21 protein-coding genes are annotated in these 23,066 nt (G+C 59.9%); 12 read left to right on the top strand and 9 right to left on the bottom strand.

Features of this window, described 5'->3' with window-relative positions; genetic code table 11:
- Window positions 1–118: 118 nt before the first annotated feature.
- Complete coding sequence (locus ACYQ6M_RS21530; protein WP_460075475.1) at window positions 119–826, top strand: helix-turn-helix transcriptional regulator; 708 nt, start codon at window positions 119–121, stop codon at window positions 824–826.
- Window positions 827–836: 10 nt separating this feature from the next.
- On the opposite strand, the gene ACYQ6M_RS21525 is transcribed toward ACYQ6M_RS21530, so the two are convergent.
- The gene (locus tag ACYQ6M_RS21525; RefSeq protein ID WP_460075474.1) at window positions 837–1,556 is read right to left on the bottom strand and encodes a polyamine aminopropyltransferase; all 720 of its coding nucleotides are present in this window, start codon (window positions 1,554–1,556) and stop codon (window positions 837–839) included.
- Between the two features lies 1 nt (window position 1,557).
- Entirely contained in the window at window positions 1,558–2,556 is a 999-nt protein-coding gene (locus tag ACYQ6M_RS21520; protein ID WP_460075472.1) for an aldo/keto reductase, read from the bottom strand.
- A 330-nt stretch (window positions 2,557–2,886) separates the two neighbouring features.
- On the opposite strand from ACYQ6M_RS21520, the gene ACYQ6M_RS21515 reads away from it, so the two are divergent.
- Complete coding sequence (locus tag ACYQ6M_RS21515; protein ID WP_460075470.1) at window positions 2,887–3,261, top strand: hypothetical protein; 375 nt, start codon at window positions 2,887–2,889, stop codon at window positions 3,259–3,261.
- A gap of 164 nt (window positions 3,262–3,425) precedes the next feature.
- On the opposite strand, the gene ACYQ6M_RS21510 is transcribed toward ACYQ6M_RS21515, so the two are convergent.
- A complete protein-coding gene (locus ACYQ6M_RS21510) occupies window positions 3,426–4,247 on the bottom strand; it encodes a DUF7946 domain-containing protein (RefSeq protein ID WP_460075468.1) in 822 nt (273 codons plus the stop codon).
- Between the two features lie 130 nt (window positions 4,248–4,377).
- Here ACYQ6M_RS21510 and ACYQ6M_RS21505 point away from each other — a divergent pair, with 130 nt between their 5' ends.
- The gene (locus ACYQ6M_RS21505; protein ID WP_460075466.1) at window positions 4,378–4,974 is read left to right on the top strand and encodes a hypothetical protein; all 597 of its coding nucleotides are present in this window, start codon (window positions 4,378–4,380) and stop codon (window positions 4,972–4,974) included.
- A gap of 512 nt (window positions 4,975–5,486) precedes the next feature.
- Here the strand turns inward: ACYQ6M_RS21505 and ACYQ6M_RS21500 are convergent.
- Window positions 5,487–5,780 (bottom strand): OB-fold nucleic acid binding domain-containing protein, encoded by a 294-nt coding sequence (locus tag ACYQ6M_RS21500; protein ID WP_460075465.1) that lies wholly within the window; start codon window positions 5,778–5,780, stop codon window positions 5,487–5,489.
- A gap of 290 nt (window positions 5,781–6,070) precedes the next feature.
- Here ACYQ6M_RS21500 and ACYQ6M_RS21495 point away from each other — a divergent pair, with 290 nt between their 5' ends.
- Both ACYQ6M_RS21495 and ACYQ6M_RS21490 read left to right on the top strand, forming a co-directional pair.
- Window positions 6,071–6,676 (top strand): hypothetical protein, encoded by a 606-nt coding sequence (locus ACYQ6M_RS21495; RefSeq protein WP_460075463.1) that lies wholly within the window; start codon window positions 6,071–6,073, stop codon window positions 6,674–6,676.
- A 44-nt stretch (window positions 6,677–6,720) separates the two neighbouring features.
- Window positions 6,721–7,680 carry an SIR2 family protein gene (locus tag ACYQ6M_RS21490; protein WP_460075461.1) on the top strand — a complete coding sequence of 320 codons (960 nt, stop codon included), beginning with the start codon at window positions 6,721–6,723 and terminating at the stop codon, window positions 7,678–7,680.
- Window positions 7,681–7,812: 132 nt separating this feature from the next.
- On the opposite strand, the gene ACYQ6M_RS21485 is transcribed toward ACYQ6M_RS21490, so the two are convergent.
- The 3 genes from ACYQ6M_RS21485 to ACYQ6M_RS21475 form a co-directional block, all read right to left on the bottom strand.
- Window positions 7,813–11,202, bottom strand: coding sequence for an error-prone DNA polymerase (locus ACYQ6M_RS21485; protein WP_460075459.1), 3,390 nt, complete (start codon window positions 11,200–11,202; stop codon window positions 7,813–7,815).
- 190 nt (window positions 11,203–11,392) lie between these two features.
- On the bottom strand, window positions 11,393–12,859 hold the full coding sequence (locus tag ACYQ6M_RS21480; RefSeq protein WP_022999625.1) for a Y-family DNA polymerase: 1,467 nt from the start codon (window positions 12,857–12,859) through the stop codon (window positions 11,393–11,395).
- A complete protein-coding gene (locus tag ACYQ6M_RS21475) occupies window positions 12,813–13,409 on the bottom strand; it encodes an ImuA family protein (protein WP_022999626.1) in 597 nt (198 codons plus the stop codon). The genes ACYQ6M_RS21480 and ACYQ6M_RS21475 overlap by 47 nt, the downstream gene beginning before the upstream one ends.
- A gap of 150 nt (window positions 13,410–13,559) precedes the next feature.
- On the opposite strand from ACYQ6M_RS21475, the gene ACYQ6M_RS21470 reads away from it, so the two are divergent.
- The 6 genes from ACYQ6M_RS21470 (at window position 13,560) to ACYQ6M_RS21445 (ending at window position 20,502) form a co-directional block, all read left to right on the top strand.
- Window positions 13,560–14,252, top strand: a complete 693-nt coding sequence (locus ACYQ6M_RS21470) for a glycosyltransferase family 29 protein (RefSeq protein ID WP_075284798.1) — start codon at window positions 13,560–13,562, stop codon at window positions 14,250–14,252.
- Window positions 14,253–14,760: 508 nt separating this feature from the next.
- Window positions 14,761–16,071 carry an extracellular solute-binding protein gene (locus ACYQ6M_RS21465; protein ID WP_031268865.1) on the top strand — a complete coding sequence of 437 codons (1,311 nt, stop codon included), beginning with the start codon at window positions 14,761–14,763 and terminating at the stop codon, window positions 16,069–16,071.
- Between the two features lie 270 nt (window positions 16,072–16,341).
- Entirely contained in the window at window positions 16,342–17,223 is an 882-nt protein-coding gene (locus tag ACYQ6M_RS21460; protein WP_055657334.1) for an ABC transporter permease subunit, read from the top strand.
- Window positions 17,224–17,234: 11 nt separating this feature from the next.
- Window positions 17,235–18,077, top strand: a complete 843-nt coding sequence (gene ugpE / locus ACYQ6M_RS21455) for a sn-glycerol-3-phosphate ABC transporter permease UgpE (RefSeq protein ID WP_022999630.1) — start codon at window positions 17,235–17,237, stop codon at window positions 18,075–18,077.
- A 13-nt stretch (window positions 18,078–18,090) separates the two neighbouring features.
- Window positions 18,091–19,167 (top strand): sn-glycerol-3-phosphate import ATP-binding protein UgpC, encoded by a 1,077-nt coding sequence (locus ACYQ6M_RS21450; protein WP_022999631.1) that lies wholly within the window; start codon window positions 18,091–18,093, stop codon window positions 19,165–19,167.
- Window positions 19,168–19,365: 198 nt separating this feature from the next.
- Window positions 19,366–20,502: a DNA alkylation repair protein gene (locus tag ACYQ6M_RS21445; RefSeq protein ID WP_460075454.1), complete on the top strand. Its 1,137-nt coding sequence runs from the start codon at window positions 19,366–19,368 to the stop codon at window positions 20,500–20,502.
- A 7-nt stretch (window positions 20,503–20,509) separates the two neighbouring features.
- On the opposite strand, the gene ACYQ6M_RS21440 is transcribed toward ACYQ6M_RS21445, so the two are convergent.
- Window positions 20,510–21,697, bottom strand: coding sequence for an MFS transporter (locus ACYQ6M_RS21440; protein ID WP_460075452.1), 1,188 nt, complete (start codon window positions 21,695–21,697; stop codon window positions 20,510–20,512).
- A complete protein-coding gene (locus ACYQ6M_RS21435; RefSeq protein ID WP_367020236.1) occupies window positions 21,687–22,046 on the bottom strand; it encodes an MmcQ/YjbR family DNA-binding protein in 360 nt (119 codons plus the stop codon). The genes ACYQ6M_RS21440 and ACYQ6M_RS21435 overlap by 11 nt, the downstream gene beginning before the upstream one ends.
- A 167-nt stretch (window positions 22,047–22,213) precedes the next feature.
- Between ACYQ6M_RS21435 and ACYQ6M_RS21430 the strand changes: the two genes are divergently transcribed.
- A complete protein-coding gene (locus ACYQ6M_RS21430; RefSeq protein WP_460075450.1) occupies window positions 22,214–23,032 on the top strand; it encodes an RNA polymerase sigma factor in 819 nt (272 codons plus the stop codon).
- The last annotated feature ends 34 nt before the right edge of the window (window positions 23,033–23,066 follow it).

Genomic DNA, 23,066 nt, shown 5'->3' with positions numbered 1-23,066 from the left:
AGGTGTTTTGTCAGGTTTCGGGTCATGGTCTTCCGGACGCTTTCAACTCTGGTGTCCGGGTCCTATAAAGGCCCCCTGCTGACACCGTGTTGGCAGCATCGTGCCGGGGAGACGGGCCATGCGGCGCGCGGACAGACTGTTTGAAATCATCCAGATCCTGCGCCGGGTGCGCCGGCCGGTGTCGGCGCAGGCGATCGCGGACGAGCTGGAGGTTTCCAAGCGCTCGGTCTATCGCGACATCGCCACCTTGGCGGCGCAGCGCGTGCCCATCCGGGGCGAAGCCGGTGTCGGCTATGTTCTGGAAGAGGGCTTCGACATGCCGCCCCTGATGCTGACAGCCGAGGAAATCGATGCCGCCGTTCTGGGGGCCTTGTGGGTTTCCACCCGCGCCGAGCCGGAGCTCGCCAAGGCTGCGGAAAATCTGATCGCCAAGATAGAGGCCATCACGCCCGGGCCCTTGCGCCGCCACATTGCAGCAGCCGCGATGAGCGTGCGGCCTGTCAGCCCGGCATCAGAGGACAAGGTCGATGCGGCCATGCTGCGACAGGCCATTCTGGAAGGCAGGAAGGTGTCGCTGGGCTACCGCGACGGTGATGGCAAGGAGAGTAAGCGGGTGGTCTGGCCCGTGCTGCTGGGCTACCGGGACGAAGGCCGCATTCTTGCGGCCTGGTGCGAGCTGCGTCAGGGCTTCCGCTATTTCCGCACCGACCGCATGACCTTTGCCGAGGCGCTGGATCAACGCTATCCGGAAAGCCGCGGCTCTTTAAAAGACCGCTGGCGGAAGGCCATGGATGCCGAGCGGGAAAGCTACTTCCCGCGCGGCTGATTGAGCCAACTCACCCCTTGCGCCCCAGATAGACGGCCTGGGTCACCTCACGCCCGTCCTGCAAGGGGTTTGCGAACACCACCGGCTCCGCCCAGGCCGCGTCAAACGCCTGGCCAAGCAAGGCCGTGATGGCTTCATCCGGGGCCTCATCCGACCACAGCCCGACGATCCCGCCCGGCTTCACGAAACGCTGCACGGCGCGCAGGCCCTCGGGCGTGTAAAAGCCTTTGGATCCGCCATGCAGCAGACGTTCCGGAGTGTGGTCTATATCGATCAGCAGAGCGTCATACTGGCGGCCGGGCTGGTCTCTATCAAAGCCGTCTTCCGAGGCTGCCATGGCGAAGAAATCGCCCTGCACCAGCCGGCAGCGCGGGCTGTCGGCAAGCTCGGTTTTCATTGGCACGAGACCTTCCTCATGCCAGCGGATGACGGGTGCCAGGAGGTCAACCACGGTAAGGTCGGCAACGCTCTCATGGGCCAGAACGGCCTGCGCGGTATAGCCAAGCCCAAGTCCGCCCACCAGCACGTCCAGCTTGTCGCCGCCGAGGGCCGCAAGCCCCTTGTCCGCCAGCGCGATTTCCGACGCGGTGAACAGGCTCGACATCAGGTGTTCCTCGCCAAGGAGGATTTCGAAGACGTCGGTCTTCAGCGCCAGGATATGCCGCCGGCGCAGGGATATCGCGCCGATCGGTGTCGGCGCGTAGTCCAGTTCTTCAAACAGCCTGCTCATCTCAGCAATAGCGCTCCGGCCCGATGCTTTGCACGTCCGAGTAGCGGTCGCCGTGGGCCCAGCCGACAGGCAGCACGGCTTCGATACGCTCCAGATCCGCTGCCGTCAGGTTCAGCGCCGCGCCCGAGATGCATTCCCGCAGGTGCTCCACGGAGCGCGTTCCCGGGATCGGGATCACATGCGGCCCGCGGGTCAGCAGCCAGGCATTCGCAAGCCCCGCCGCCGTCGTGCCCATCTCCGCCGCAAGCTTGCGGAAGCCTTCCATGATGCGCAGGTTCTCCGTCAGGTTCGGCTCCATGAACCGCGGGTTGGTGCTGAGGAACGGCAGCTCGGCGATCCGCTCGCGCGGGATCGGATGGTCCGTCAGCAGCGAGCGGCCCACGGGCGAGAAGGCCACCATGGCAACACCAAGCTCGGCGCAGGCCTGCACCAGCCCGAGGTCTGGCGCGCGCGTGGAGAGCGAATATTCCGATTGAACAGCCGCGACAGGAAACACCTTCATGGCGCGCCGCAGGGTCGACGGCGCGATTTCCGACAGGCCGATGGCGCGGGTCTTGCCCTTTTCAACCAGCCGGCCGAGATTGGCCGCCGTTTCTTCCGGGGTAAAGCGCGGGTCGCGGCGATGGGCGTAGAACAGGTCCACGCACTCCACGCCAAGCCGCTGCAGCGACTTGTCCAGCTCGGCTTCAAGGTGCTCTGCCGAATTGTCGAAGCTGCGCTTGCCGTCCGCATCGGTGGTGATCGTGGCCTTCGTCGCGATCACGAATTCGTCCCGCGCACCCGGATTGGCCTTCAGATAGGTGCCGAGGGCGCTTTCCGATTTGCCCATGCCGTAGACATTGGCCGTATCCAGATGCGTGACACCCAGATCGCGGCAGGCATTCAAAATGGCGTGGCTTTCCGTTTCGTTCGTCGGCCCGTACATGTCGGAGAAGGACATCGCCCCATAGCCGATGGCACCCACTTCCGGCCCGTTGGCGCCCAATCTGCGTTGTTCCATGTGTCCCCTCTATGCGCTGGAAAAGCTGAAGAGTTCTTTTCTTAAGCCATTGTCCCGGGCGCTGAAAGGGCGGAAGACGCAGCTCAGTGGGTGTTGATTTTCTGGCCAGGCGCGGACAGGACTGCTCAGGGCAGGCTCCTGCTTTTGGTTCGGAGCGAACTTCCGGACCAACCTGAAAAGCGCCCGTGTCGCGCAGCTTTCACCGAAGCGACCAACTATGCAGGATGCAGAATTATAGACGGTTGAGTGACTGCAAAGCGGAACAGACCTGCCGTAACCATCTCCAGTGGAGATAATACGTTTGAGTTCGAAGACGAAGGATGATGACTGATGCGTGCACTCGGACTGGTGTCGGCGGGCGTGCTGCTTGGTGGGCTAATAACGTATCTTGTCACGGAAGGGGCAGATCAACTGGACAAAGGCATTTCTCACACCTACCGGTGCGACCAGCTGGCTCGAGAGGCTGATGCCCTGAAAAGTTCCGAGAAGCTTTTACAGCAATTCCTACGTCATAAGTCTTTGTCGGATTTGGAAGCCATGATTTCAGCTTCCGGACTCCACAGGAGCATCTTCGAAAAAGGTGACTACACTGTCGTCGTCGTCGGCAGTGGCCCTCAGACATCGGCATTGGAATTTGAAGTGTCCCAGACAGGAGAAATTGCGCTCCGCCCAATCCTCGGAAGCAAGCCATGTGCTCCAAAATGAACCTGGTGTCCTGCTAACCACTCCGGGCTCCTGGTGGCCTGCTGACCACTCCGGGTTCCAGGTGGCGAGGCGGCGCTCCAATCCTGACTTTAGCCGGTGCTTGGTGGACACAAACGGCCCATTACTGCCGCACAGCGCTTCTTGATCCACTGGCACCTTCTTGCTTAAGTGGCCCGACTAGCACCAAGAACGACGTACCTTTTCGGGCGACCGTCCATAGCCAATATGCGGGTGAACTTCAGTTCGATTTTGCGACCAGTGCCCTGCACGTACTGATCTAGCCCCCATGAAAATACAGCCTTATGGTGTCTCAGCGTGTCGCGAGACATGCTGAAAGGTACCACATGCCCCAAATCTCCATCGAACACACTTCCATATCCCGAGTTAGCGTTGAATGCAGAAACGCTTACCAACTTTGTCTTTTCGTTGTCGTCCTCCACGTTGAGCTTCACGTAGTCACGGGTTTCTTCGTTAAAGGTGTTGAGGATGTTGAAACCGCCTGAAATCTCAATCTTGTTCGCGCCGTTTCCGATGACACCATGAGCTTGGCGAATAGGTGGTTCGCTGATTGCAACAAGCGCCTCGATATCGCCGCCGTGCCGAGTAATCAGCGGCTCTAGAGTTTGATCCGTCGCGGTATTTGATTCTCCAAGGTTTCTGTTGATTACGCGGTTTGCGAGCGCATAGAGAAAAGCAGGCGCGCCCAACCCACCAGCCGCAATTCCGAAAACAGTCTCCGGATTGTTCTGCATATAGACGACAAATTCCGCAATGACGCTTCCCTCAACCGGCGCCCTTGCTCGTACGGCATGACGCCCGTTGAAGTCGCCTCGCTGCCGTATCTCACCTGTATCTGCATAATTGGAGACGAGTGAAAGCACCCACGCAAATCCGGCAAGGGCCATATAGCCGTCATAGCCCTGAAACTGGTGGTAGTCTGCTGTGTCGCCAGTTAACCGCAGTTGAAAAGGAACTTGCTCTGCCACCCAAAGGCCCTCAAACACGCAATCAATATTTACGCAACGTCGCGACAACTATCGTCAAAAAAAGTTAGTTGTGGAAGGTAGATTAGCGGTTAACGTGTGGAATAAGACAACTTCTCCGGTAAGGTTTCTTGTGTTTCAGGATATTAGTGTTGGCGCTATTGGCGCAGCGATGATTACAGCGGCGATTTCGCTGATTGGGTTGATCGTTGCCAAAGAGCAAAAAATTTCGGATTTTCGCCAAGCGTGGATAGATGCCCTTCGTTCGGAAATAACCTCGTACCTTACGAGCATGAACGCGATAGTTGACGCGACCTCATTACCGTATAAAAATCAAGCGGAGAAAGTAAAAGCGCTTAGCCCACTGTATTCGAGTTTGAACAATGCGAATTTTTTCATAACGTTACGGCTAAATCCCGACGAGAAAAATTCGAAAGGACTTTTGGCTTGCATGAAAACCTTTGAGGAAATGGCAAGTCGCCCGGACGGGCTTATACGAGAAAACGTAAAACGCGTCGAACTAGATTTCCTTTTGGCGTCAAAGAACCTACTTAAATACGAATGGCGGCGAGTTAAACGAGGTGAGCCAACCTTCAGAATTACGAAGGGTTTCCTTTTCGTCATTCTGGCCTCTGCGGTTGTACTGCTAGCCTTTGACTACAGCTCATCTGCTGAGAAGACTTTGAACCCACAAACGCCAGCGATTACGGACCTAATCAGCAAGCCTTGATCAGATATTTACGCGGCGCCTAACTGGCGCATTACCGAAACGGAACTCTTGTTACTTGACTGTTTTTATTAGATATAATCCGAGGCGTCCTGTTTCGTTCAAGCGTACCATTTCATTTAACCAATTTGTATCGAGATTTCCGCTTCGGAAACTTTTTGGCCACGCAGCTATTGCTCGTGCCAATTATATGTTTAATCATCCTTCGCAATGCGATGAGACTAAAGGGGGCATTATGCCCCCTGACTATCCCTGAAACCCCGGTTTCCAAGGGTTTTGATCTCTGGTGGGGCTACCTCCTAGGCTACCAGAGATCAGCTCCAAGTAGATGATGTCTGCTTTGGCCAATTTTCAATCGGAAAACAGACATTCCGTTCTCAGACCCTTTTCGATAATACATTTCGACCGTAGCAAACGTCCGGAATCCGCCCACTTTACACATAACGCATCAATGGAAGTCCCCGCCCGGGAACAGCCGCTTGGCCTGTTCTCACGGGTGCGTTGTGCGTCTGGTTTCAGATGCGCCGGCACGTCGTCTGTCCCAGAACGTCGTCGTTCGGGTGGCCCAAAAGGGACAGGTCACGGGAGCGGTCTTCGATGTGGTCGGCGATCAGGTGAACAACCATGCCTTCGCGCTCCAGCCGCCCGGTGACCTTTAAGAGCCATTCGCCGACAACGGCGGGTCGGAATTTTTCGTACATCTTCGGCCAGACAACCATGTTGGAAACGCTGGTCTCGTCCTCCAGCGTCAGGAAGATCACGCCCGAGTCCGGGCGCTGAAAGGCTGGAAGTCGCAGTTCAGTCGGCATTGATTTCCTGGCCACGCGCGGCCAGTCCTTCCAGTGCATTCTCCTGCTTTAGGATCATTTAGACCCTCTTGCTAGGCGCCGCGAGGGCTCACTTTTAGTCCTGAGCTGACGTTCGTGTCATTAGCAGCGGTCTTACGGAACCCCATCAACAAGGCACACTCGACGATGAGGCATTTTGCGCTTTCACAGATGAAATTCAGCAGGGAATCTGATTTTGTAGGGGCTGGTTAGCAGTTGCATAATCACGGCTTGCACCTAAACTAGGCGCTTGTTAACCAAAGGTGCTGCGTATGAGCGGAACAACAGCAATTATCACCCTCAGCCTAAATACATTCATTCGGTATTATTCGCTGGACCCGTCCAAACTCGTCGCAGAAGTTAACAGGCGAATGCAAAGCTCGGGTGGGTACGACTTCTATAATATTCTGGCTGACGCTGTAAGAGCGAAAGCATCTGGCGCGACACAAGACGAAATTGAATACATCTTAAATAGGTCGAGCAATCCTAGTGAAGTTGCTCACAATCGCGCCGCATATGAAAGGTTTGAAGAGAAATTCGGTCGGAAGCGCGGTCTGGCTGTCTTTGAACGACAAGGTCGTGTTCGTATGTGCGATGGGCGACTCGTGATTCTTGTGAACCCACTTTTTTCAATTGAGTCCGCTCGCAGCTTCGATGTCTACAACGTTTGGGCTACCCAAAAGCCTGAGCTAGATAGAGCTAGGGCTGGGGTAGGTGTGCACTTGATGAAAGTCGCATTTCGACGATCAGCACCAAATTATAGCTACAAGCTGTTTAATGCAGTCGATGGAAAAACATACTCGACAGTCAACAACACAACACCTCAAGCCATTGACGCCATCGCCCAGAACATCGTGAATATCGCGATGAACGCATAGAGCCGCCAATGAGGTCGCTTTATATATTCGGAAATGGATTGGGCATGGCGATCTCGCCCGAAGCCTTCAATTTGACAAATGCGCTGATTGACGTTTGGGATGACGGTACACTTGAGCACGAGCAGAAGGCTCTGATTTCTGCCTGCTTGCCAGCAGATGTGCAAAAGCCCACCTCTGAAGAACAGCTAGCAAAGTTGCAAGACACAGTAAATGCTTGCGAAATTCTCTTGTCGATACGTGACACAGGTGCTGGCCATTGGCTTTCGGAGGAAGGGAGGAAATTTCCGGACGCTGTGTACAAAGTCACGTATGCCGTTGCGAGAAAAATGTATCTCGCCAAACACATGACAGGAGGAAACGTAGGTTCCTCATGTGAAATACCTAGTGAATTCATTGCCCCCTTCATAGAGAGAGTCAAAGCCACAGGCTCGCACGTCGCGACACTCAACTATGACGGCTTACTTTCGAAGGCACTTCAAGAGGCAGGAGTTCTTGGCGGTGAATCCCCGGTTCTATTACATGGTTTCGTCCAATCTATTTTCGACAGGACCCATCTATTCAGGAGAAAAGGGTATGGAGGTTGGTATCTGCATTTGCATGGCAGCCCTCTATTTACGGGAAAGCCTGGCGGCAAGCCGTGTAAAATCTCTGAATCTACAATACGCAGAAAGATCGCACCAAAACACGTTGGCAGGCATCTCGTCCTGACACACTTCACGCACAAGCCAAGAATAATTTCGACATCCGAAATTCTCAGTATCTACTGGGAGTTCTTGCAGATGGCGCTCGACGAAAGTCAAAGGATTGTGATCTTTGGATACTCCGGTAACGACACTCATCTTAACAGGCTCATTTCTCAGACACGTGCGAAGAAAGATACAATTGTTGTCGATTGGTTAGGGTCTGGTAGCGCAGCAGTAAGACAAGCGTTCTGGAACGATCAATTGGGCGGTGATGTTCAATTGCACCTACTTGAGGATGTCTTTATGTTTGAAGATTGGTAGGACCAGCCCCCGAGCGGGCGAAGTTTGCAGGGCGAAATTAGTATTCAGCAAACTCCGCTTGTTTGTGCAAATCTGCAGTTGGCCCTGGGACGCAGCAAACTCCCGCCGCCCCCCCATCTTAAACACCACCCCTCAATGAAAATCCCGGCTCGGGAACAGCCGCTTGGCCTGTTCGCGCGGGTGCATGGCGCGGGTGCGTTGTGCGTCTGACTTCAGATGCACCGGCACGTCGTCGGTCTTGGTGGTCGTCTGGCCCAGAACGTCGTCGTTGGGGTGGCCCAGAAGGGACAGGTCGCGGGAGCGGTCCTCGATGTGGTCGGCGATCAGGTGAACGACCATGCCTTCGCGCTCCAGCCGCCCGGTGACCTTGAGGAGCCGTCCGCCGAGAACGGCGGGCCGGAACTTCTCGTACATCTTCGGCCAGACGACCACGTTGGAAACGCCGGTCTCGTCCTCCAGCGTCAGGAAGATCACGCCCGAGGCCGTGCCCGGGCGCTGGCGGGTGATCACCAGCCCGCAGACGGAAACGCGGCGCGCCTCGCGCGGGCTCAGCGCCGCCAGCCGGTCATGCGGGGTCAGATGCGCGATATGCGGGCGCAGCAGCTCCATCGGGTGGGCGCGCAAGGTCAGCCGGGTGGACAGGTAATCCTCCACCACTTCCTGCCCCAGATGCATGGTGGGCAGGAGGACATCCGGCTCGAAGATCGCCTCGCCGTCGATGGGGTCGTTGAAGAGCGGCAGCGGCTTGGGGCTGCGGATGGTCTTCACCTGCCAGAGCGCGGCCCGGCGGCTGAGCCCCATGCCGGCAAAGGCATCGGCTTCGGCCAGCCGCTCCAGCGTGGCCGGCATGACGCCGGTGCGCAGCCACAGGGTTTCCGTATCCGGATAGCCGTTGCCGCGGGCCGCGACGATCCAGGCCGCGTCCTCCTCGCGCAGGCCCTTGATCTGGCGAAACCCCAGGCGCAGCGCCAGCGCGCCGTCGCTGCGCCGCTCCAGGGTGTTGTCCCACAGGCTGGTGTTGACGCACACGGGGCGCACCTCCACCTGGTGCTCGCGGGCATCGCGCACGATCTGCGCCGGGGCATAAAAGCCCATCGGCTGGGCGTTCAGCAGCGCGCAGGCGAATTCGGCCGGGAAGTGGCATTTCAGATAGGCCGAGACATAGGCCAGCATGGCAAAGGCGGCGGCATGGCTTTCCGGAAAGCCGTATTCGCCGAACCCCTCGATCTGGCCGAAGCAGTTCCGCGCGAATTCCAGCTCGTAGCCGCGCTCCAGCATGCCGGAGATGAACTTGTCCTTCAGCTGCCCGATGGTGCCCATGCGCCGGAAGGTGGCCATGGAGCGGCGCAGCTTGTCGGCTTCCGACGGTGTGAACCCGGCGGCGACCACGGCAATCTGCATCGCCTGTTCCTGGAACAGCGGCACGCCAAGCGTCTTGCCCAGCACCTCCTCCAGCGCCTTTGAGGGGAAGGTGACCTTCTCCCGGCCCTGGCGGCGGTTGATGTAAGGGTGCACCATGCCGCCCTGGATCGGGCCGGGGCGCACGATCGCCACCTCGATGACGAGGTCGTAGAACTGGCGCGGGCGCATGCGCGGCAGGAAGTTCATCTGCGCCCGGCTTTCCACCTGAAAGACGCCGATGGCATCGGCCACGCACAGCATGTCATAGGTTTTCCTGTCGGCCTGGGGCACGGTGCCGAGGGTCAGTTCCTGGCCATGGTGGGTGTCGATCAGCTCGAAGCACTTGCGGATGCAGGTCAGCATGCCGAGGCTGAGCAGATCCACCTTCAGGATGCCGAGCGCGTCGATATCGTCCTTGTCCCATTCGATCACCGTGCGGTTTTCCATGGCCGCGTTCTCGATCGGGCAGAGCGCGTCGAGCCGCCCCTGCGTGATCACGAAACCGCCGACATGCTGGCTGAGATGACGCGGAAAGCCGATGATTTCGCGGATCAGCTCGATGGTCTGGCGAACGCGCGGATTGTCGAGATCGAGCCCGATCTCCTTCATCCGCGTTTCTTCCGGCCCCTTGCTGGAACTGCCCCAGATCTGCCCGGCCAGCGCGGCGGTGACATCCGCATTCAACCCCATCACCTTGCCGACCTCGCGGATCGCCGCGCGGGTGCGGAAGTGGATCACCGTGGCGCAGAGCCCGGCGCGGTGGCGGCCGTATTTTTCATAGACATACTGGATCACCTCCTCGCGGCGCTCATGCTCGAAATCGACGTCGATGTCCGGCGGCTCGCCCCGGTGCTCGGAGATGAAGCGCTCCGACACCATGGTGATGGTTTCCGGCCCCACATCGGTGATGCCGAGCGCATAGCAGATGATGGAATTGGCCGCCGAGCCGCGCCCCTGGCACAGGATGTTCTTGCTGCGGGCAAAGCGGATGATGTCATGCACGGTCAGGAAATAGGCGGCGAAGGCAAGTTTGCGGATCAGCTTCAGTTCCTTTTCCGCCAGCGCCAGCGCATGGTCCGGCACGCCCGCGGGATACCGCCTCTCCAGCCCCTCGTAGGTCAGCCGTTCCAGCCGCTCCTGGGGCGGTTCGTTGCCCGTGATCTCGTCCGGATACTGGTAGGAAAGTTCGGACAGATCGAAGCTGCAGCGGGTGGCGATCTCAAGGGTCCGGCGAAGGGCCGCCGGATGGTGGCGGAACAGCCTTGCCATATCCTCCGGCGCCTTCAGCCGGCGTTCGCCATTGGGCAGGGCCCGTGTGCCGATATCGTCGATGGTGCAGCCTTCGCGCAGGCACGTCAGCACGTCGGCCAGCCGGCGCCGGCCGGCATGGTGCATCATCACGTCGCCGACGGCGACCATCGGCGCGGCAAGCGAATGCGCCGCGCGGGCGCAGGTGCGGAACCAGGCCTGGTCGGTGCCGTCATAGCGGGGCGCCGCGCCCAGAAACACATGCCCCGGCGCTTCCTGGCGCAGGCGGCGAATATGATCCTTAGCCGTCTCACAAATCGTCTCGCGCGCCATCTCCGGCTGCGGCAGGGCAATCAGGATCATGCCCTTGCAGGCGTTCATCAGGTCGGAGAAATTCAGGTGACACTCGCCCTTTTCCGCGCGTCGCTTGCCGAGGGTAAGCAACTGGCTCAGCCGCTCATAGGCGGCGCGGTCGGTCGGCAGCGCCACCCAGTGCAGCGGGCTGTCCTGCAGGCAAAGCCGCGCGCCGACGATCAGCCGCGGCAGCTTCAGCGTCTGCGGGGCAGGCAGGGGCGGGCTCGTGTTCGTCTCCTTGCGGGAGGAGGTGTCGATCTGCGAATGCGAGCGGATCTGAACGCCTTCCTCGGCCGCCGCACGCTTGATCTCCTTCAGCGCCGAATAGGCCCGGACAACCCCGGCCAGCGAATTGCGGTCGGTAATGGCAACCGCATCGAGATTGAGCATGGCGGCACGGGTCACCAGCTCCTCCGGATGGGAGGCGCCCCGCAGGAACGAAAAATTCGACGTCACGGCCAGCTCCGCATAACGGACCGGCTCGGGTCGGAAGTCGTCAGGCGAAGGCAGCACGCTCACCGGCAGGCCTCCCTGTTCTTTCCGGCGCTGTCCTTGCAAGACACCGCAACAACAACCGCCCTCCCGGTCGTCATCCCGGACGCAGCGCAGCGGAGATCCGGGACCGGGGAGCCCAGGATCTGCGAGCCCAGGATCGGGGAGCCCAGGACCGGGAAGGCGATAGAGGCAAGGCGCAAACTGCGGAAACCCATCAGCCGAACTCCCCTTGCACGAACCAGGCCGGGTGCTGGGGCGTGTGGAACAGCCACAGGCGCTGGCCCTGGTGGGTGGCAATGCGCCAGTAGTCGCGCAGGCCCTTGGCCCAGCTGTCGTCCAGGTCCCACCAGGCGGGGGTGATCCGTTCCGGTCCTTCGGCCTCGAACACGGTCAGGGCCCGGCCACGCCAGCGGAAGCGCCGGGGCGGTTCGAAGCCGGTGCCGGAAATCGGCTCGGGCGCGAACAGGCGGATCGGCCGCGGACGGTTGGCGGGCCAGGCTTGCGCCGGGCGGCTGTAGGCGGCGGGCACCAGCTTGAAGCTGCGCTCGGGAATGTGGCTGTCGACCGGCTGGAACCGCAGGATATTGTCGAGGCCCACCCGGTTGCCGAGCTGGGTGATGAGATCGTCGAGCCCGTCTTTCTCCAGGCCTTCCGTGCGGTCCAGCTGGCGCATGCCGAGCGGTTCCACCTCTGTTGCCTCCAGGCGGATCATGTCGATGCCATAGCCCGCATCGACCGCGCTGACCCCGCGCTCGAAAAGGGCCAGGATCCGTTCCGGGTCGCGCATCGGCCGGGCGAGCTTCAGTTCCACCGCCTGGTTTTCCTGATCGACCCGGCGAAAGGTCAGCTTCAGGCTGCGGGCGCCCTTCTGCGCGGTGTCGAGCCGCTGGCACAGATGCGCGGTCAGCCGGCGTGCGGCGGCCATGACATCGTCCAGAAGGCCGATCGGGTCGGGCAGGGTCATGCGCACGGCAAAGCCCGGCTCCTCGCCAAGGGGAGAAATCTGCTCGGGCAGCGCCCCCAGCGCCTGGTCGAGGCGGCGCAGCACATCGGGCTCGTATCGCCGGGCAACAGTGGCGCGCGGCAGATTGTAAAGCTGCGAAACCGTGGCGATGCCGAGCCGTTCCAGACTGGTGCAGGTCTGGTCGGACAGCCGCAGGGCCGACAAGGGCAGCGGGCCGATGCGGGCAAGTGTCTCGCCGGTCCCGGCAATGCCTTCCGCAAACCGGGACAGCGCCCAGGCCGTTCCCGGGGTATCGGCAAGGCCGAGCCGGGCGGTCAGCCCCGCCCGGGCCAGCCGGGCACGGATATCGTCCAGCAGCGGCTCCTCGCCGCCAAGCAGGTGAGCCGAGCCGGTGATGTCGAGAAAGAGGCCGTTGCGCCCGTCAAGGCCCACCCAGGGGCAGTAACGGGTCGCCCACCGGGCCAGCAGCCTCAGGAAACGCTGGTCGGCGGCCGGGTCCGCCGGGCGGGTCAGCAGACCGGGGCAGAAGCTGCGCGCGTGAACCAGCGTCATGCCGCGGTTGAGGCCGAAGCTTTCGGCACGCGGGCACAGGTCGTAAAGGCGTTCGGAATTGCGGTCGAAGAGGCTCAGCGCAAAGGGTGCGTCGACGGGCCGGGCACGCAGGGAGCGCTCAGCCGCCAGCCTCGGAAACCACAATGACACGATGCGCCGCTGCATCCCAACGTACTACCCATTCCGACAATGTTCCTATTTTGTTCTTTATAAGCGACCAGCGCCAATGAGTCGAGTCGTGACCATTTTGACGAGGCTCCGGTGCAAGACCGGAAGAGGGGGCGGATTGGGCCGGAAGACAGGTGCTGCGCCAGCGGGTTTCGGCGGCATTGCTGCCCGCGCCTTCCGGGATCAACAGAATGGCCGTGGTGCGTCCGGCCTCGGCCGCCAGCTGCAGCCGGCGGCCTTCCGTCAGTCCGACGGTGCCGGAAAGTTCAGCCACCACCAGCCCGGCGGCGCCGGACCTGAGCGCGGTTTCCGCACTTGCCAGAGCAGTCAGCTGGTTGCCGGCGCGGGTCAGAAGCAGCCGGCCCGGATCGCAGTAGGCCGCAAGGCCTTCCGGGTTCACCGTCGGCCGCCAGTCTTCCGAAATCCACACGACGGCCCCCTTGGCCATTCCGGCGGCGATCGCGGCAAAGCTCAACGCGCTGTCGCCGCACACTTCGTGCGCGCGGGCGTGTTTCAGCGGAAAGACGGAGGAGAATTTCAAGGACATGCAAGGATCGTCTGTAGCAATCGGTTGAGCAAAGCCTAACTCATGGAAGCTGTTTGCGGAACCGGATACGGTCAGTATCCATTCCAAACAGCCGTTGCCGGGCACGAGCCGGGTTGCTATACGCCCGGCACAACAGGCAGGAAAGCACCAATGACCAGCAGCCTTCTGGACGGCCGGAAGATCAGGACGATTTCCATCGTCGGCAACGGACCGATTTCCGAGGCCGATGCGCCGGAAATCGACAAGGCGGACCTGGTGCTGCGCTTCAACAGTGCGCCGGCCCTCGGGGTTGCGGGCCAGCGGGTCGACGTTCTGATGCTCAACCGGGCCCGGGTCTATATGTCGAAGCGGATCAACCCGCTTGCCCTGGAACGCGCGCCGGAAGTCTGGGTGAACGACATAAAGGAGAACGGCGAGGTCGACTGGCTGTTCGCGCGCGAATGCAAGCCGCGCTATCTCGGGTTCGGCCCGACGAACAAGGCGCGGGAACACCTGAAGAGATTCGATCCGTTCGACCGCAGCAACCCGACATCGGGCGCGTCGATCATCGCCGAATTCCTGGATGTTCTGCCGGACGCCGAAATTCACCTCTTCGGCTTCACCCATCAGGGCAAGCAGCACACCCACGACTGGGATGCGGAAAAGCAGTGGGTCCAGCAGCTCTGCGACGAGGGGCGTATCCACAAACACCTGACACCAGGGCCGAAGCCCCGGCGGAGCCTCAAGGGCAAGCTGGAATACGCCTTCCGGTTTCTGGAGAAGCGGGCCAAGCATTATCTCCACAACAAGATCCTGCATTCTTCCGAAAGCACGAAACGCCGGATCTTCGGACAGGACGCCTGAGGCGCCAAAAGCATCATCAAGGTATCTGACAAGCACCCGCAAAGTGCCTTGCCGGGTCCGCAGCTCCGGCTTCGGGCCTGCAAGCGATTGAAAAAATCTGCACTTTCCACAGGCCGGTGAATGTCACCAAGAGTTCATATGAACGACTGAACAGTTTCATATGAGCCAACTAAATTCTGCAAAAAGTCCAGCATTAGCCGGGATTGCGGCAAGGGTGGAGCCGTGTCCGGGGGCACGCTTTTACCGTCGGACGAGAACTTGGCTTCCGCCGGAAATGCAGCCCTGGATCCCATCAAGGGTCGGGATTCTTCAAATTTCCTGCGTTCCCTCTTGCGGACGCGGTCAAGGCGTCTTTTAATGTTCATATGAGCGTCATATAACGTTCATATGAAAACAATACGAAACGCAGGCGTTATCGTTTCGGGTGCCGATGAAGCCATTTCGGCACCGAGAGAGAACCAACTGCTGACCGGGGCAAAGACGCCCTGCTAGATGGGAGCAAATGAACATGGCTTATCGCAAGACCGTCGCCAGCCTCGTGGCTGCGGCCGCCCTCCTGGGCACGTCCTCCGCTTCTTATGCGGCCACTGACATCACCTGGTGGCACGCAATGGGCGGCAAGCTCGGCGAAGTGGTTGTCGAAATTTCCAACGGCTACAACGGATCCCAGGACGCCTGCCAGATCACGCCGGTATTCAAGGGCACCTACGAAGAAACCCTGACCGCCGGTATCGCAGCGTTCCGCGCTGGCGAACAGCCGAACATCCTGCAGGTGTTCGACGCTGGCGCCGCCACCATCATCGGTGCCAAGGGTGCTGTCGTTCCGGTTGAAGACCTGCTCAACGAGAGCGGTGCCGAGTTCAACATCGAAGATTACATCGCCGGTGTCCGTTATTTCTATGCCGACAGCAACGGCAAGATGATCGGCATGCCGTTCAACTCCTCCGCTCCGATCCTCTACATCAACGACGATGCGATGAAGAAGGCCGGTGTCGAAGCTCCGAAGACCTACGAAGAGTTCGAAGCAATCGCTCCGAAGCTGAAGGAAGCCGGTTACGTGCCGCTCGTTCAGTCGCACCTGCCGTGGGAATTCGTCGAGAACTTCAAGTCCCGTCATAACCTGCAGTTCGCAACCAACAACAACGGTTACGACGGCGCAGAAGGCACCGAGCTGGTCTTCGGCGAGCCGATCAAGAACCACTTCAAGGCTGCCAAGAAGTGGCTCGACGAAGGCCTGTTCGGCTACTACGGCACCGGCTGGGGTGACAACCAGACACCGTTCAACGAAGGCAAAGTGGCTCTGTGGATCGGTTCTTCCGGGTCCTTCGGCGGCATCGCCGACACGGTCGACTTCCCGTTCTCCGCAACCTACCTGCCTTACTGGGAAGCAGTTGAAGGCGCCAACAAGGCTTCCTTCATCGGTGGCGCGGCTCTGTTTGCAATGTCCGGCAAGCCGGCTGAAGAAAACAACTGCGTTGCATCGTTCTTCGAATACCTGACCTCTCCGGAAGTCCAGTACATGTGGCACAAGGAAACCGGTTACGTTCCGGTCACCGAAGCTGCCTATGAGCTGGCCAAGAAGGACGGCCACTACGAGCGCACTCCGGCAGCTGAAGTCGGCATCCAGCAGCTTTCCCTGGAAGGCGGCGAGTGGACCAAGGGCTACCGCATGGGCTTCTACGTCCAGATCCGCGACGTCATGAACCGCGAACTCGGCAAGGTCTTCTCCGGTGAGACCAGCGTTGACGACGCATTCGCGACCATCAAGGCCGACGGCGACAAGCTCCTTGAGCGTTTCGCCAAGACCACCAGCAACTAAGCTCGACTTAGTCGCCAGACCGATAGGGGCGCCTTGCGCCCCTATCGACCTTTGAGCGTGGCTGTATACGCATACCAATTCAGTCGAATATCATGCGTTTATGGCCCGGATCGACCGACATTCAGCCAGAGGGGTATGGGTGGTCGGATGTCGATCCGCAGCGAAATGAATGAAGCCTCCGGCATTAGATCCAATGCCTGATGTTTCGGGCAGGTCGTCCCACAAGGGGAGGCCGGCGCCAATCGTTCCCGGTGGTCGAGAAACGAAATAATGAAAAAAGTCCAGTTTCAGTCTCCGTGGCTGCCTTACCTGCTGCTTCTGCCGCAGCTCGGCATCGTGACGGTTTTCTTCCTGTGGCCGGCCGCGCAAGCGATCCAGTCCTCCTTCTATCTCGAAGATCCGTTCGGTTTCGGCTCGACCTACGTCGGGCTCGATAATTTCAAGGACATGATCACCTCGACCGACTACGGCCGGGTGGCGCGGTTCACGGCGGTCTTCACCTTCTTCGTGACGTTCCTGTCGCTCGGGCTTGCCCTTCTGCTGGCAGTCAAGGCAGACAAGGTTCTGCGCGGTGCGTCTTCCTACAAGACCCTGCTGATGTGGGTCTATGCGGTTGCGCCGCCCGTCGCCGGCCTGATCGGCGTGCTTCTGTTCGACCAGCATGTCGGCCCCATCGTTGACTTGTTCGCCCTGTTCGGCTGGAAGATGCAGATCGGCGTAAGCTATTTCGACACCAGCTTTGCCATGATCGTCACCGCCGTCTGGAAGCAGATCCCGGTGAACTTCATCTTCTTCCTGTCCGGTCTGCAGGGCATTTCCAAATCCGTTCAGGAAGCCGCCAGCATCGACTGCCGGTCCGGCTTCCGGCGTTTCTGGACCGTTACCTTCCCGCTGCTGGCTCCCACCGGCTTCTTCCTGCTGATCATCAACATCACCTACGCCTTCTTCGACACGTTCGGCATCATCGACGTCATCGTGAAGAACGAGCCCGGCAACAACCCGGTGACCCTGGTTTACAAGGTCTACCTGGACGGCTTCCGCGGCAACGACCTCGGCGGGTCTTCGGCCCAGTCCGTGATCCTGATGCTGATGGTGTTCATCCTGACAATCATCCAGTTCCGCCTTATCGAGCGGCGCGTGCACTACACGTAAGGGAGGCGACGATGAAAAAATTGCAGATCTCGGATCACGTCATTCTTCTTCTCGGCGTCTTCTTCATGGTCACTCCGGTCGTGCTGGCGTTTCTGACCAGCACGCATGATGCGATCACCATCTACAAGGAAGGCATCCAGTTCACGCCGGGTGGCAAGTTCTTCGAGAACTATCAGACGGTCCTGTTCGAGGCCGGTGGCTTCACCAAGGAAGTCGACGGCTTCGTCATGCTCAAGAACTCGATGATCCTCGGCCTTGGCTTTGCCATCGGCAAGATCGTCATCTCCATGCTTGCGGCCTATGCCATCGTCTATTTCCGCTTTCCGATGGCAACCCTCTGCTTCTGGGTGATCTTCGCAACGCTCCTGCTGCCGCTGGAAGTGCGCATTTTGCCGTCTTACGAAATCGTCCAGTCCCTCGGCATGGTGAACACCTATTCCGGCCTGATCGTGCCGCTCATCGCTTCGGCAACCGGCACCTTCTTCTTCCGGCAGTTCTTCATGTCGGTACCGGACGAACTTCTGGAAGCCGCCCGCATCGACGGAGCCGGTCCCTGGAAGTTCTTCAAGGACATCCTGGTACCGCTGTCGCAGACCATGATCGCGGCAATCTTCATCATCATGTTCGTCTATGGCTGGAACCAGTACCTCTGGCCGACGCTGATCACCACCGACGAGAGCCTGTTTACCCTGGTTCGCGGCATCAAGCAGATCCTGCAGGTCTGGGTCGGAGCCCAGATCCCGGACTTCAACGAGGCCATGGCACTGGCGATCCTCGCCATCGTGCCGCCGGTGCTCATCGTGGTGATTTTCCAGAGCTGGTTCGTCAAAGGGCTCGTCGAGAGCGACAAGTGAGGTTTTTAGATAAATGGCAACGATAACTCTCGACAAGGTCCGCAAGGTCTATGGCGGCAGTGTGGAAGCGGTCAAAGGCGTTTCCATCGACATCGCGGACGGTGAATTCATCGTCCTGGTCGGTCCGTCCGGCTGCGGCAAGTCCACACTGCTGCGCATGATGGCAGGCCTTGAGGAAATCACCACCGGCGACATCAAGATCGGCGACCGCGTCGTCAACAACGTCGATCCGGCGGATCGCGACATCGCGATGGTGTTCCAGAACTACGCGCTTTATCCGCACATGTCGGTCTACAACAACCTTGCCTACGGCCTCAAAAACCGCGGCATGGCCAAGGACGAGATCGACCGCCGGGTCAAGGAAGCCGCGCGCATCCTGGAAATCGGCGACTACCTGGAGCGCAAGCCGCGCGCACTTTCCGGCGGCCAGCGCCAGCGCGTTGCCATGGGCCGCGCCATCGTGCGCGAACCGGCGGCCTTTCTCTTCGACGAACCGCTGTCCAACCTTGATGCCAAGCTGCGTGTGCAGATGCGTGTCGAAATCAAGCGCCTGCAGCGCTCGCTCGGCACCACCAGCGTCTACGTCACCCACGACCAGCTGGAAGCGATGACACTGGCAGACCGGCTCGTGGTTCTGAATGGCGGCAACATCGAGCAGATCGGCGCGCCGATCGATGTCTACGACAAGCCGGCCTCCACCTTTGTGGCCAGCTTCATCGGTTCACCAGCCATGAACCTGCTGAAGGTCAAGGCGGATGGGAACGGTCTTGCTCTTGCAACCGGCACCGGCCTCAAGGGCGCCAATGCCAAGGGCCGTGATGCCTACACCATCGGTATTCGGCCGGAGCATCTCGAAGTGGTGACTGCACCCGGTGAAGGCGAAGGCCTTCATCTGGAAGCCAGCGTCAACGTGCTCGAGCCGGTCGGCGCGGAAAGCTATCTCTATTCCAGCTTTGCCGATGGCGGGGACGAGATCCTGGTTCGCGTGTCGAGCCATGCCCGTCATGAGCCGGGCGAGAAGCTTTATCTGCGGGCGGCTCCGGAAAACGTTCACTACTTCGACGCTGAAACCGGAAGGCGGATCGACTGATCAGGAAACGTCAGGCGAGGCGGTTTAACGAGGGCCGCCGGACCAGGACAGAGCCACCCCGGGCAACCGGGGTGGCTTTTTGTTTTTGGCCATTCGAACATCCTCCTGACGGTGCTTGTCAGGAGAGCGGCAGGAGATGTCTGGAACTCCTTCCGAAGCTCTGGCAAACAGCTCGAAAACCGCTTCAGGGAGAAACCTTTGGAACCCTTCAAGAACAACATTTCACCGGATCTGGTGCGCTGCATCGGCGGCCATGTCGCGCAACATCATGCCGGTTTCGACCGGTTGGGCTTTGAAGCGGATATCCTGGAAGAGCTGGACAGTCTGGAACTCAAGCAGCGTGCCGCCCTGATCGCGAGACATCTGGATCATCATCTGCCACGGGAACTGTCTGCCCGCTTTGCCATCCTGCAGGCCATGCTGCATCCGATGACGGAAGTCGCCTTCGACAGGGGCAGCGACGAGCAGGGTATCCGAGGATGGGGCATGATGCCGCTCGGCATGGTCGTCGCGGCAAGTGGTCTGGAGGATTTCGAGGCTTCGTTCGTGCTGCTGAAGGAAATGACCAAGCGGGCGACGGCCGAATTCGACGTGCGCCCCTTCCTGGCCAGGGACCAAGACCAGGCACTCGCCATCATGGCGCCCTGGGTGAAGGACGAGAGCGTCCATGTCCGCCGGCTGGTTTCCGAAGGAACCCGGCCGCGCCTGCCGTGGGGCATGCGGCTCCAGGCTCTGGTGGCAGACCCCACACCCACTCTGCCGCTTCTGGAAGCCCTGAAGGACGACCCGGAGGACTATGTTCGCCGGTCCGTTGCCAATCATCTCAACGACATTGCCAAGGACCATCCTGATCTGATCGCCGATATCGCGAAACGTTGGCTGAAGGGGGCGGACAGGAACCGTGAAAAACTCGTACGTCACGCCTGCCGGTCGCTGATCAAGCAGGGCCACACGGCAACACTGGAAGCCTTCGGGCTCAATCCGCCGGAGATCAGGGTCGAAGGCCCGCAGGTCCTGACGGCCGAGGTTGCTTATGGAGACGCCGTCGGCTTCAACATCGAGCTGGTTTCGACCAGCGGTAAAACGCAGGATCTGGTGATCGACTACCTGATCCATTTCAAGAAGGCCAACGGCACACTGGCGCCCAAGGTGTTCAAATGGACCAAGCTGACACTGGCTCCGGGGGAACGACTGACCCTGTCCCGCAGCCACGCCATCCGGCCGATCACAACGCGGGTCTATTACGGAGGCACGCAGGCGGTCAGCCTCAGAATCAACGGTCTGGATTTCGGATTTTCGGAGTTCGAGCTGGAAATGCCGACGGCAATGAACTGATCGCGGTTCAGGAAAGCCGCTTAAGCCTGAGCATCCCCAAAATACCGAGCGCCGGGCCGATGGCCATCAGGACAAACACGCCGGGCCAGCCGATCAGCTCAGCGCCAAGCGGCGTCAGTTGCACCGTGAAGAAAGTCAGCGCGAAGCCGAGGGCGGTCTGGAAGCTCATCAGGCTGCCGGCCTGGTCGGGCGGAGCGTAGTCGGCGACAAGGGCCGAGAACTGGGCCGAATCCGGCAGGATGGAGGCGCCCCAGATGAGGACGCACAGGATTGTCAGCCAGACGGGACCGCCGAAGGTGAGGGCCGAGGCGAGCGCGGCGGTGCCACTGATGACCATGGCGGCAATCGCGATATTCGCCTTGCCGACGCGGTCGGCCATGATCCCCGCGACAACGCAGGCAGCACCACCCGCTGCAATGGTCAGAAACGCGATCAGGCGAGACAGCGGGATCGCGGTTTCTGCGGGCATATGGGCGGAGAAGGAAACGGCAAGGGCAACGCCGATCCAGGCCCACATGGCGTAAAGCTCCCACATGTGGCCGAGATAGCCTGCATAGGCATAGCGGATCTTTGGGTTTGTCCATGCGGTGAAGATGGCCTTCATCTTCATGCGGGGCGCCTTGGCATGGAACGGCCCGAGGCCGGCAAAAAGGCACAGCACGCCTCCTGCAGCGGACGCAAGAGAGGCAACGCTCAGGCTCCAGCGCCAGTCGGTGCCTCCAAGCAAGGCCAGAAGATGAGGGGCGGCGGACCCGAAGGTGAGCGCGCCGACAAGCGTGCCGACCAGAAACCCGCGATCCTTCTGGCCCCAGCCGACGGCGATCTTCATGCCGACCGGATAGATGCCCGCAAGCAGCACGCCGGTTGCAAAACGCGCAAGGATAGAGGTCAGCCCACCCGGCTCGACCACCAGCAGGCTTGCGTTGAACAGGGCAGCGGTGATCGCGCTGAAAGCGAAGAACCGCCGAGGGTCGATCCTGTCGGCGAGGCCAAGAAAGGCCGACGCGACGGCGCCGAACACGAAGCCGATCTGGACGGCGCTGGAGAGAGCGGCCTGGGCAAAGTCGGATATGGGAAATTCACGGGTCAGATCGGGCAGGATCGCTGCGGACATGAACCACAGGCTCATGGCGGCGATCTCGGCCAGCATCAGCAGGCCGAGTGATCGCCATTTGCCCGCCATCTCACCCGGCAAGACCCAGTTCCTTCTGCTGCTTCCTGGTCAGCTTGGCCGCGATGATCTTGTGCGCGGTTTTGATATAGGCCTTCAGGTCCGCATCGGACAGCGCGCCTTCTTCTTCCATCTGCACCCATTTGGCACGGGCAAGATAAGGCGCGGGGATCATTCCTTCCTGCTGGATGAGCAGGGAATAGGAAATATCGGAGCATTTGAAGCTGAACCGCGGAAAATCGCCTTCGCCCCAACCAGAGCAGATGGCGAAGATCTTGCCGCCAACCTTCCAGACCGATGCATTGCCCCATTGGATCACATGCGTGGTTGCCGGAAGCTTTTTGCAGAAGGCGTCAAACTCGTCGCGGGTCATTGGCGTGCTCTTAAAGTCGTGGGACCGGAAACGGGGTCCGTCGGCAGGAGCGGCAGAGTGGCTTTTCCAGCTGAATCACGCAAGCTGCATCGCAATGAAAAAAACGTGTCACACATTCCAGCCCCGCGCTCTCTAACATTACAAGACACCAAGAGACGGAACACGACATGACGGCAATCAGCGTAAAAACGGAAACGGTCCAGGCGGCGCAGGAAGGCGACAGGATTGCACTGGAACGGGTTCTGGAGGGCGTACAGGATCAGATCCATCATCTGGCCCGCCGCATTCTGGTCAATCCGGAAGATGCGCGCGAGGCGACGCAGGAAATTCTCATCCTGATCCTGACCAAACTTTCAACCTTCAAGGGCGAGAGCCGGTTTTCGACCTGGGTTTACCGCGTGGCCGTTCGCTATCTGGTGAGCGCCAAGAAGGTTCGCGACCGGGATCTCGGACTGACATTCGATGCCTTTGCCGCCGATCTGGAAGACGGCCTGTTGTCGGAACCGCCCAAAGCGCCGGACGATGTGCTTCTGCTGAATGAACTCAGGATTTCCTGCACCATGGCCATGCTGCTTTGTCTGACCATGGACCTGAGACTGGCCTATGTGCTGGGCGATATCCTGGAACTGGAACACGGCGAAGCTTCCAGCATTCTGGAAATTGCTCCTGCGGCCTACCGCAAGCGGTTGTCGCGGGCACGGGAAGAAGTGATGGCGTTTACCTCGCGCCACTGCGGCATCGTTTCGGCAAAGGCGAAATGCAATTGTCCGAAGCGGCTTCCTGCAGCCGTCGCTTCCGGCAGAATTCAACCCGGATCCTATCCCAATTCTGCTGGAGGGGCGCAAACCTATCATGATGCCCGGCGGCAGGTCGCATCGGTGATCGACGGTCTGAAGGCCTTTGAACTTCAGAATGCGGTTCCCCGGCAACGTTGCCCTGAAGACATCCGCGTTCAGCTGACCGAGATCCTGTCCCCCGGCTACTGACACAACCAGACCCGCCAGTAATCGCACAATGCAT

Source organism: Roseibium sp. ROS1 (assembly GCF_054658215.1).
The sequence above is the reverse complement of the archived record's forward strand: the minus strand, read 5'-3'. Positions and strand labels throughout refer to the sequence as shown.

Bases quoted from the DNA above. Each gene is read 5' to 3' on its own strand.
- ACYQ6M_RS21515 (WP_460075470.1), top strand. From the start codon at position 2,887: ATGCGTGCACTCGGACTGGTGTCGGCGGGCGTGCTGCTTGGTGGGCTA.
- ACYQ6M_RS21450 (WP_022999631.1), top strand. From the start codon at position 18,091: ATGGCAACGATAACTCTCGACAAGGTCCGCAAGGTCTATGGCGGCAGT.
- ACYQ6M_RS21430 (WP_460075450.1), top strand. From the start codon at position 22,214: ATGACGGCAATCAGCGTAAAAACGGAAACGGTCCAGGCGGCGCAGGAA.
- ACYQ6M_RS21530 (WP_460075475.1), top strand. From the start codon at position 119: ATGCGGCGCGCGGACAGACTGTTTGAAATCATCCAGATCCTGCGCCGG.
- ACYQ6M_RS21500 (WP_460075465.1), bottom strand. From the start codon at position 5,780: ATGCCGACTGAACTGCGACTTCCAGCCTTTCAGCGCCCGGACTCGGGC.
- ACYQ6M_RS21525 (WP_460075474.1), bottom strand. From the start codon at position 1,556: ATGAGCAGGCTGTTTGAAGAACTGGACTACGCGCCGACACCGATCGGC.
- ACYQ6M_RS21495 (WP_460075463.1), top strand. From the start codon at position 6,071: ATGAGCGGAACAACAGCAATTATCACCCTCAGCCTAAATACATTCATT.
- ACYQ6M_RS21470 (WP_075284798.1), top strand. From the start codon at position 13,560: ATGACCAGCAGCCTTCTGGACGGCCGGAAGATCAGGACGATTTCCATC.
- ACYQ6M_RS21465 (WP_031268865.1), top strand. From the start codon at position 14,761: ATGGCTTATCGCAAGACCGTCGCCAGCCTCGTGGCTGCGGCCGCCCTC.
- ACYQ6M_RS21480 (WP_022999625.1), bottom strand. From the start codon at position 12,859: ATGCAGCGGCGCATCGTGTCATTGTGGTTTCCGAGGCTGGCGGCTGAG.
- ACYQ6M_RS21460 (WP_055657334.1), top strand. From the start codon at position 16,342: ATGAAAAAAGTCCAGTTTCAGTCTCCGTGGCTGCCTTACCTGCTGCTT.
- ugpE (WP_022999630.1), top strand. From the start codon at position 17,235: ATGAAAAAATTGCAGATCTCGGATCACGTCATTCTTCTTCTCGGCGTC.
- ACYQ6M_RS21475 (WP_022999626.1), bottom strand. From the start codon at position 13,409: ATGTCCTTGAAATTCTCCTCCGTCTTTCCGCTGAAACACGCCCGCGCG.
- ACYQ6M_RS21490 (WP_460075461.1), top strand. From the start codon at position 6,721: ATGGCGATCTCGCCCGAAGCCTTCAATTTGACAAATGCGCTGATTGAC.
- ACYQ6M_RS21520 (WP_460075472.1), bottom strand. From the start codon at position 2,556: ATGGAACAACGCAGATTGGGCGCCAACGGGCCGGAAGTGGGTGCCATC.
- ACYQ6M_RS21435 (WP_367020236.1), bottom strand. From the start codon at position 22,046: ATGACCCGCGACGAGTTTGACGCCTTCTGCAAAAAGCTTCCGGCAACC.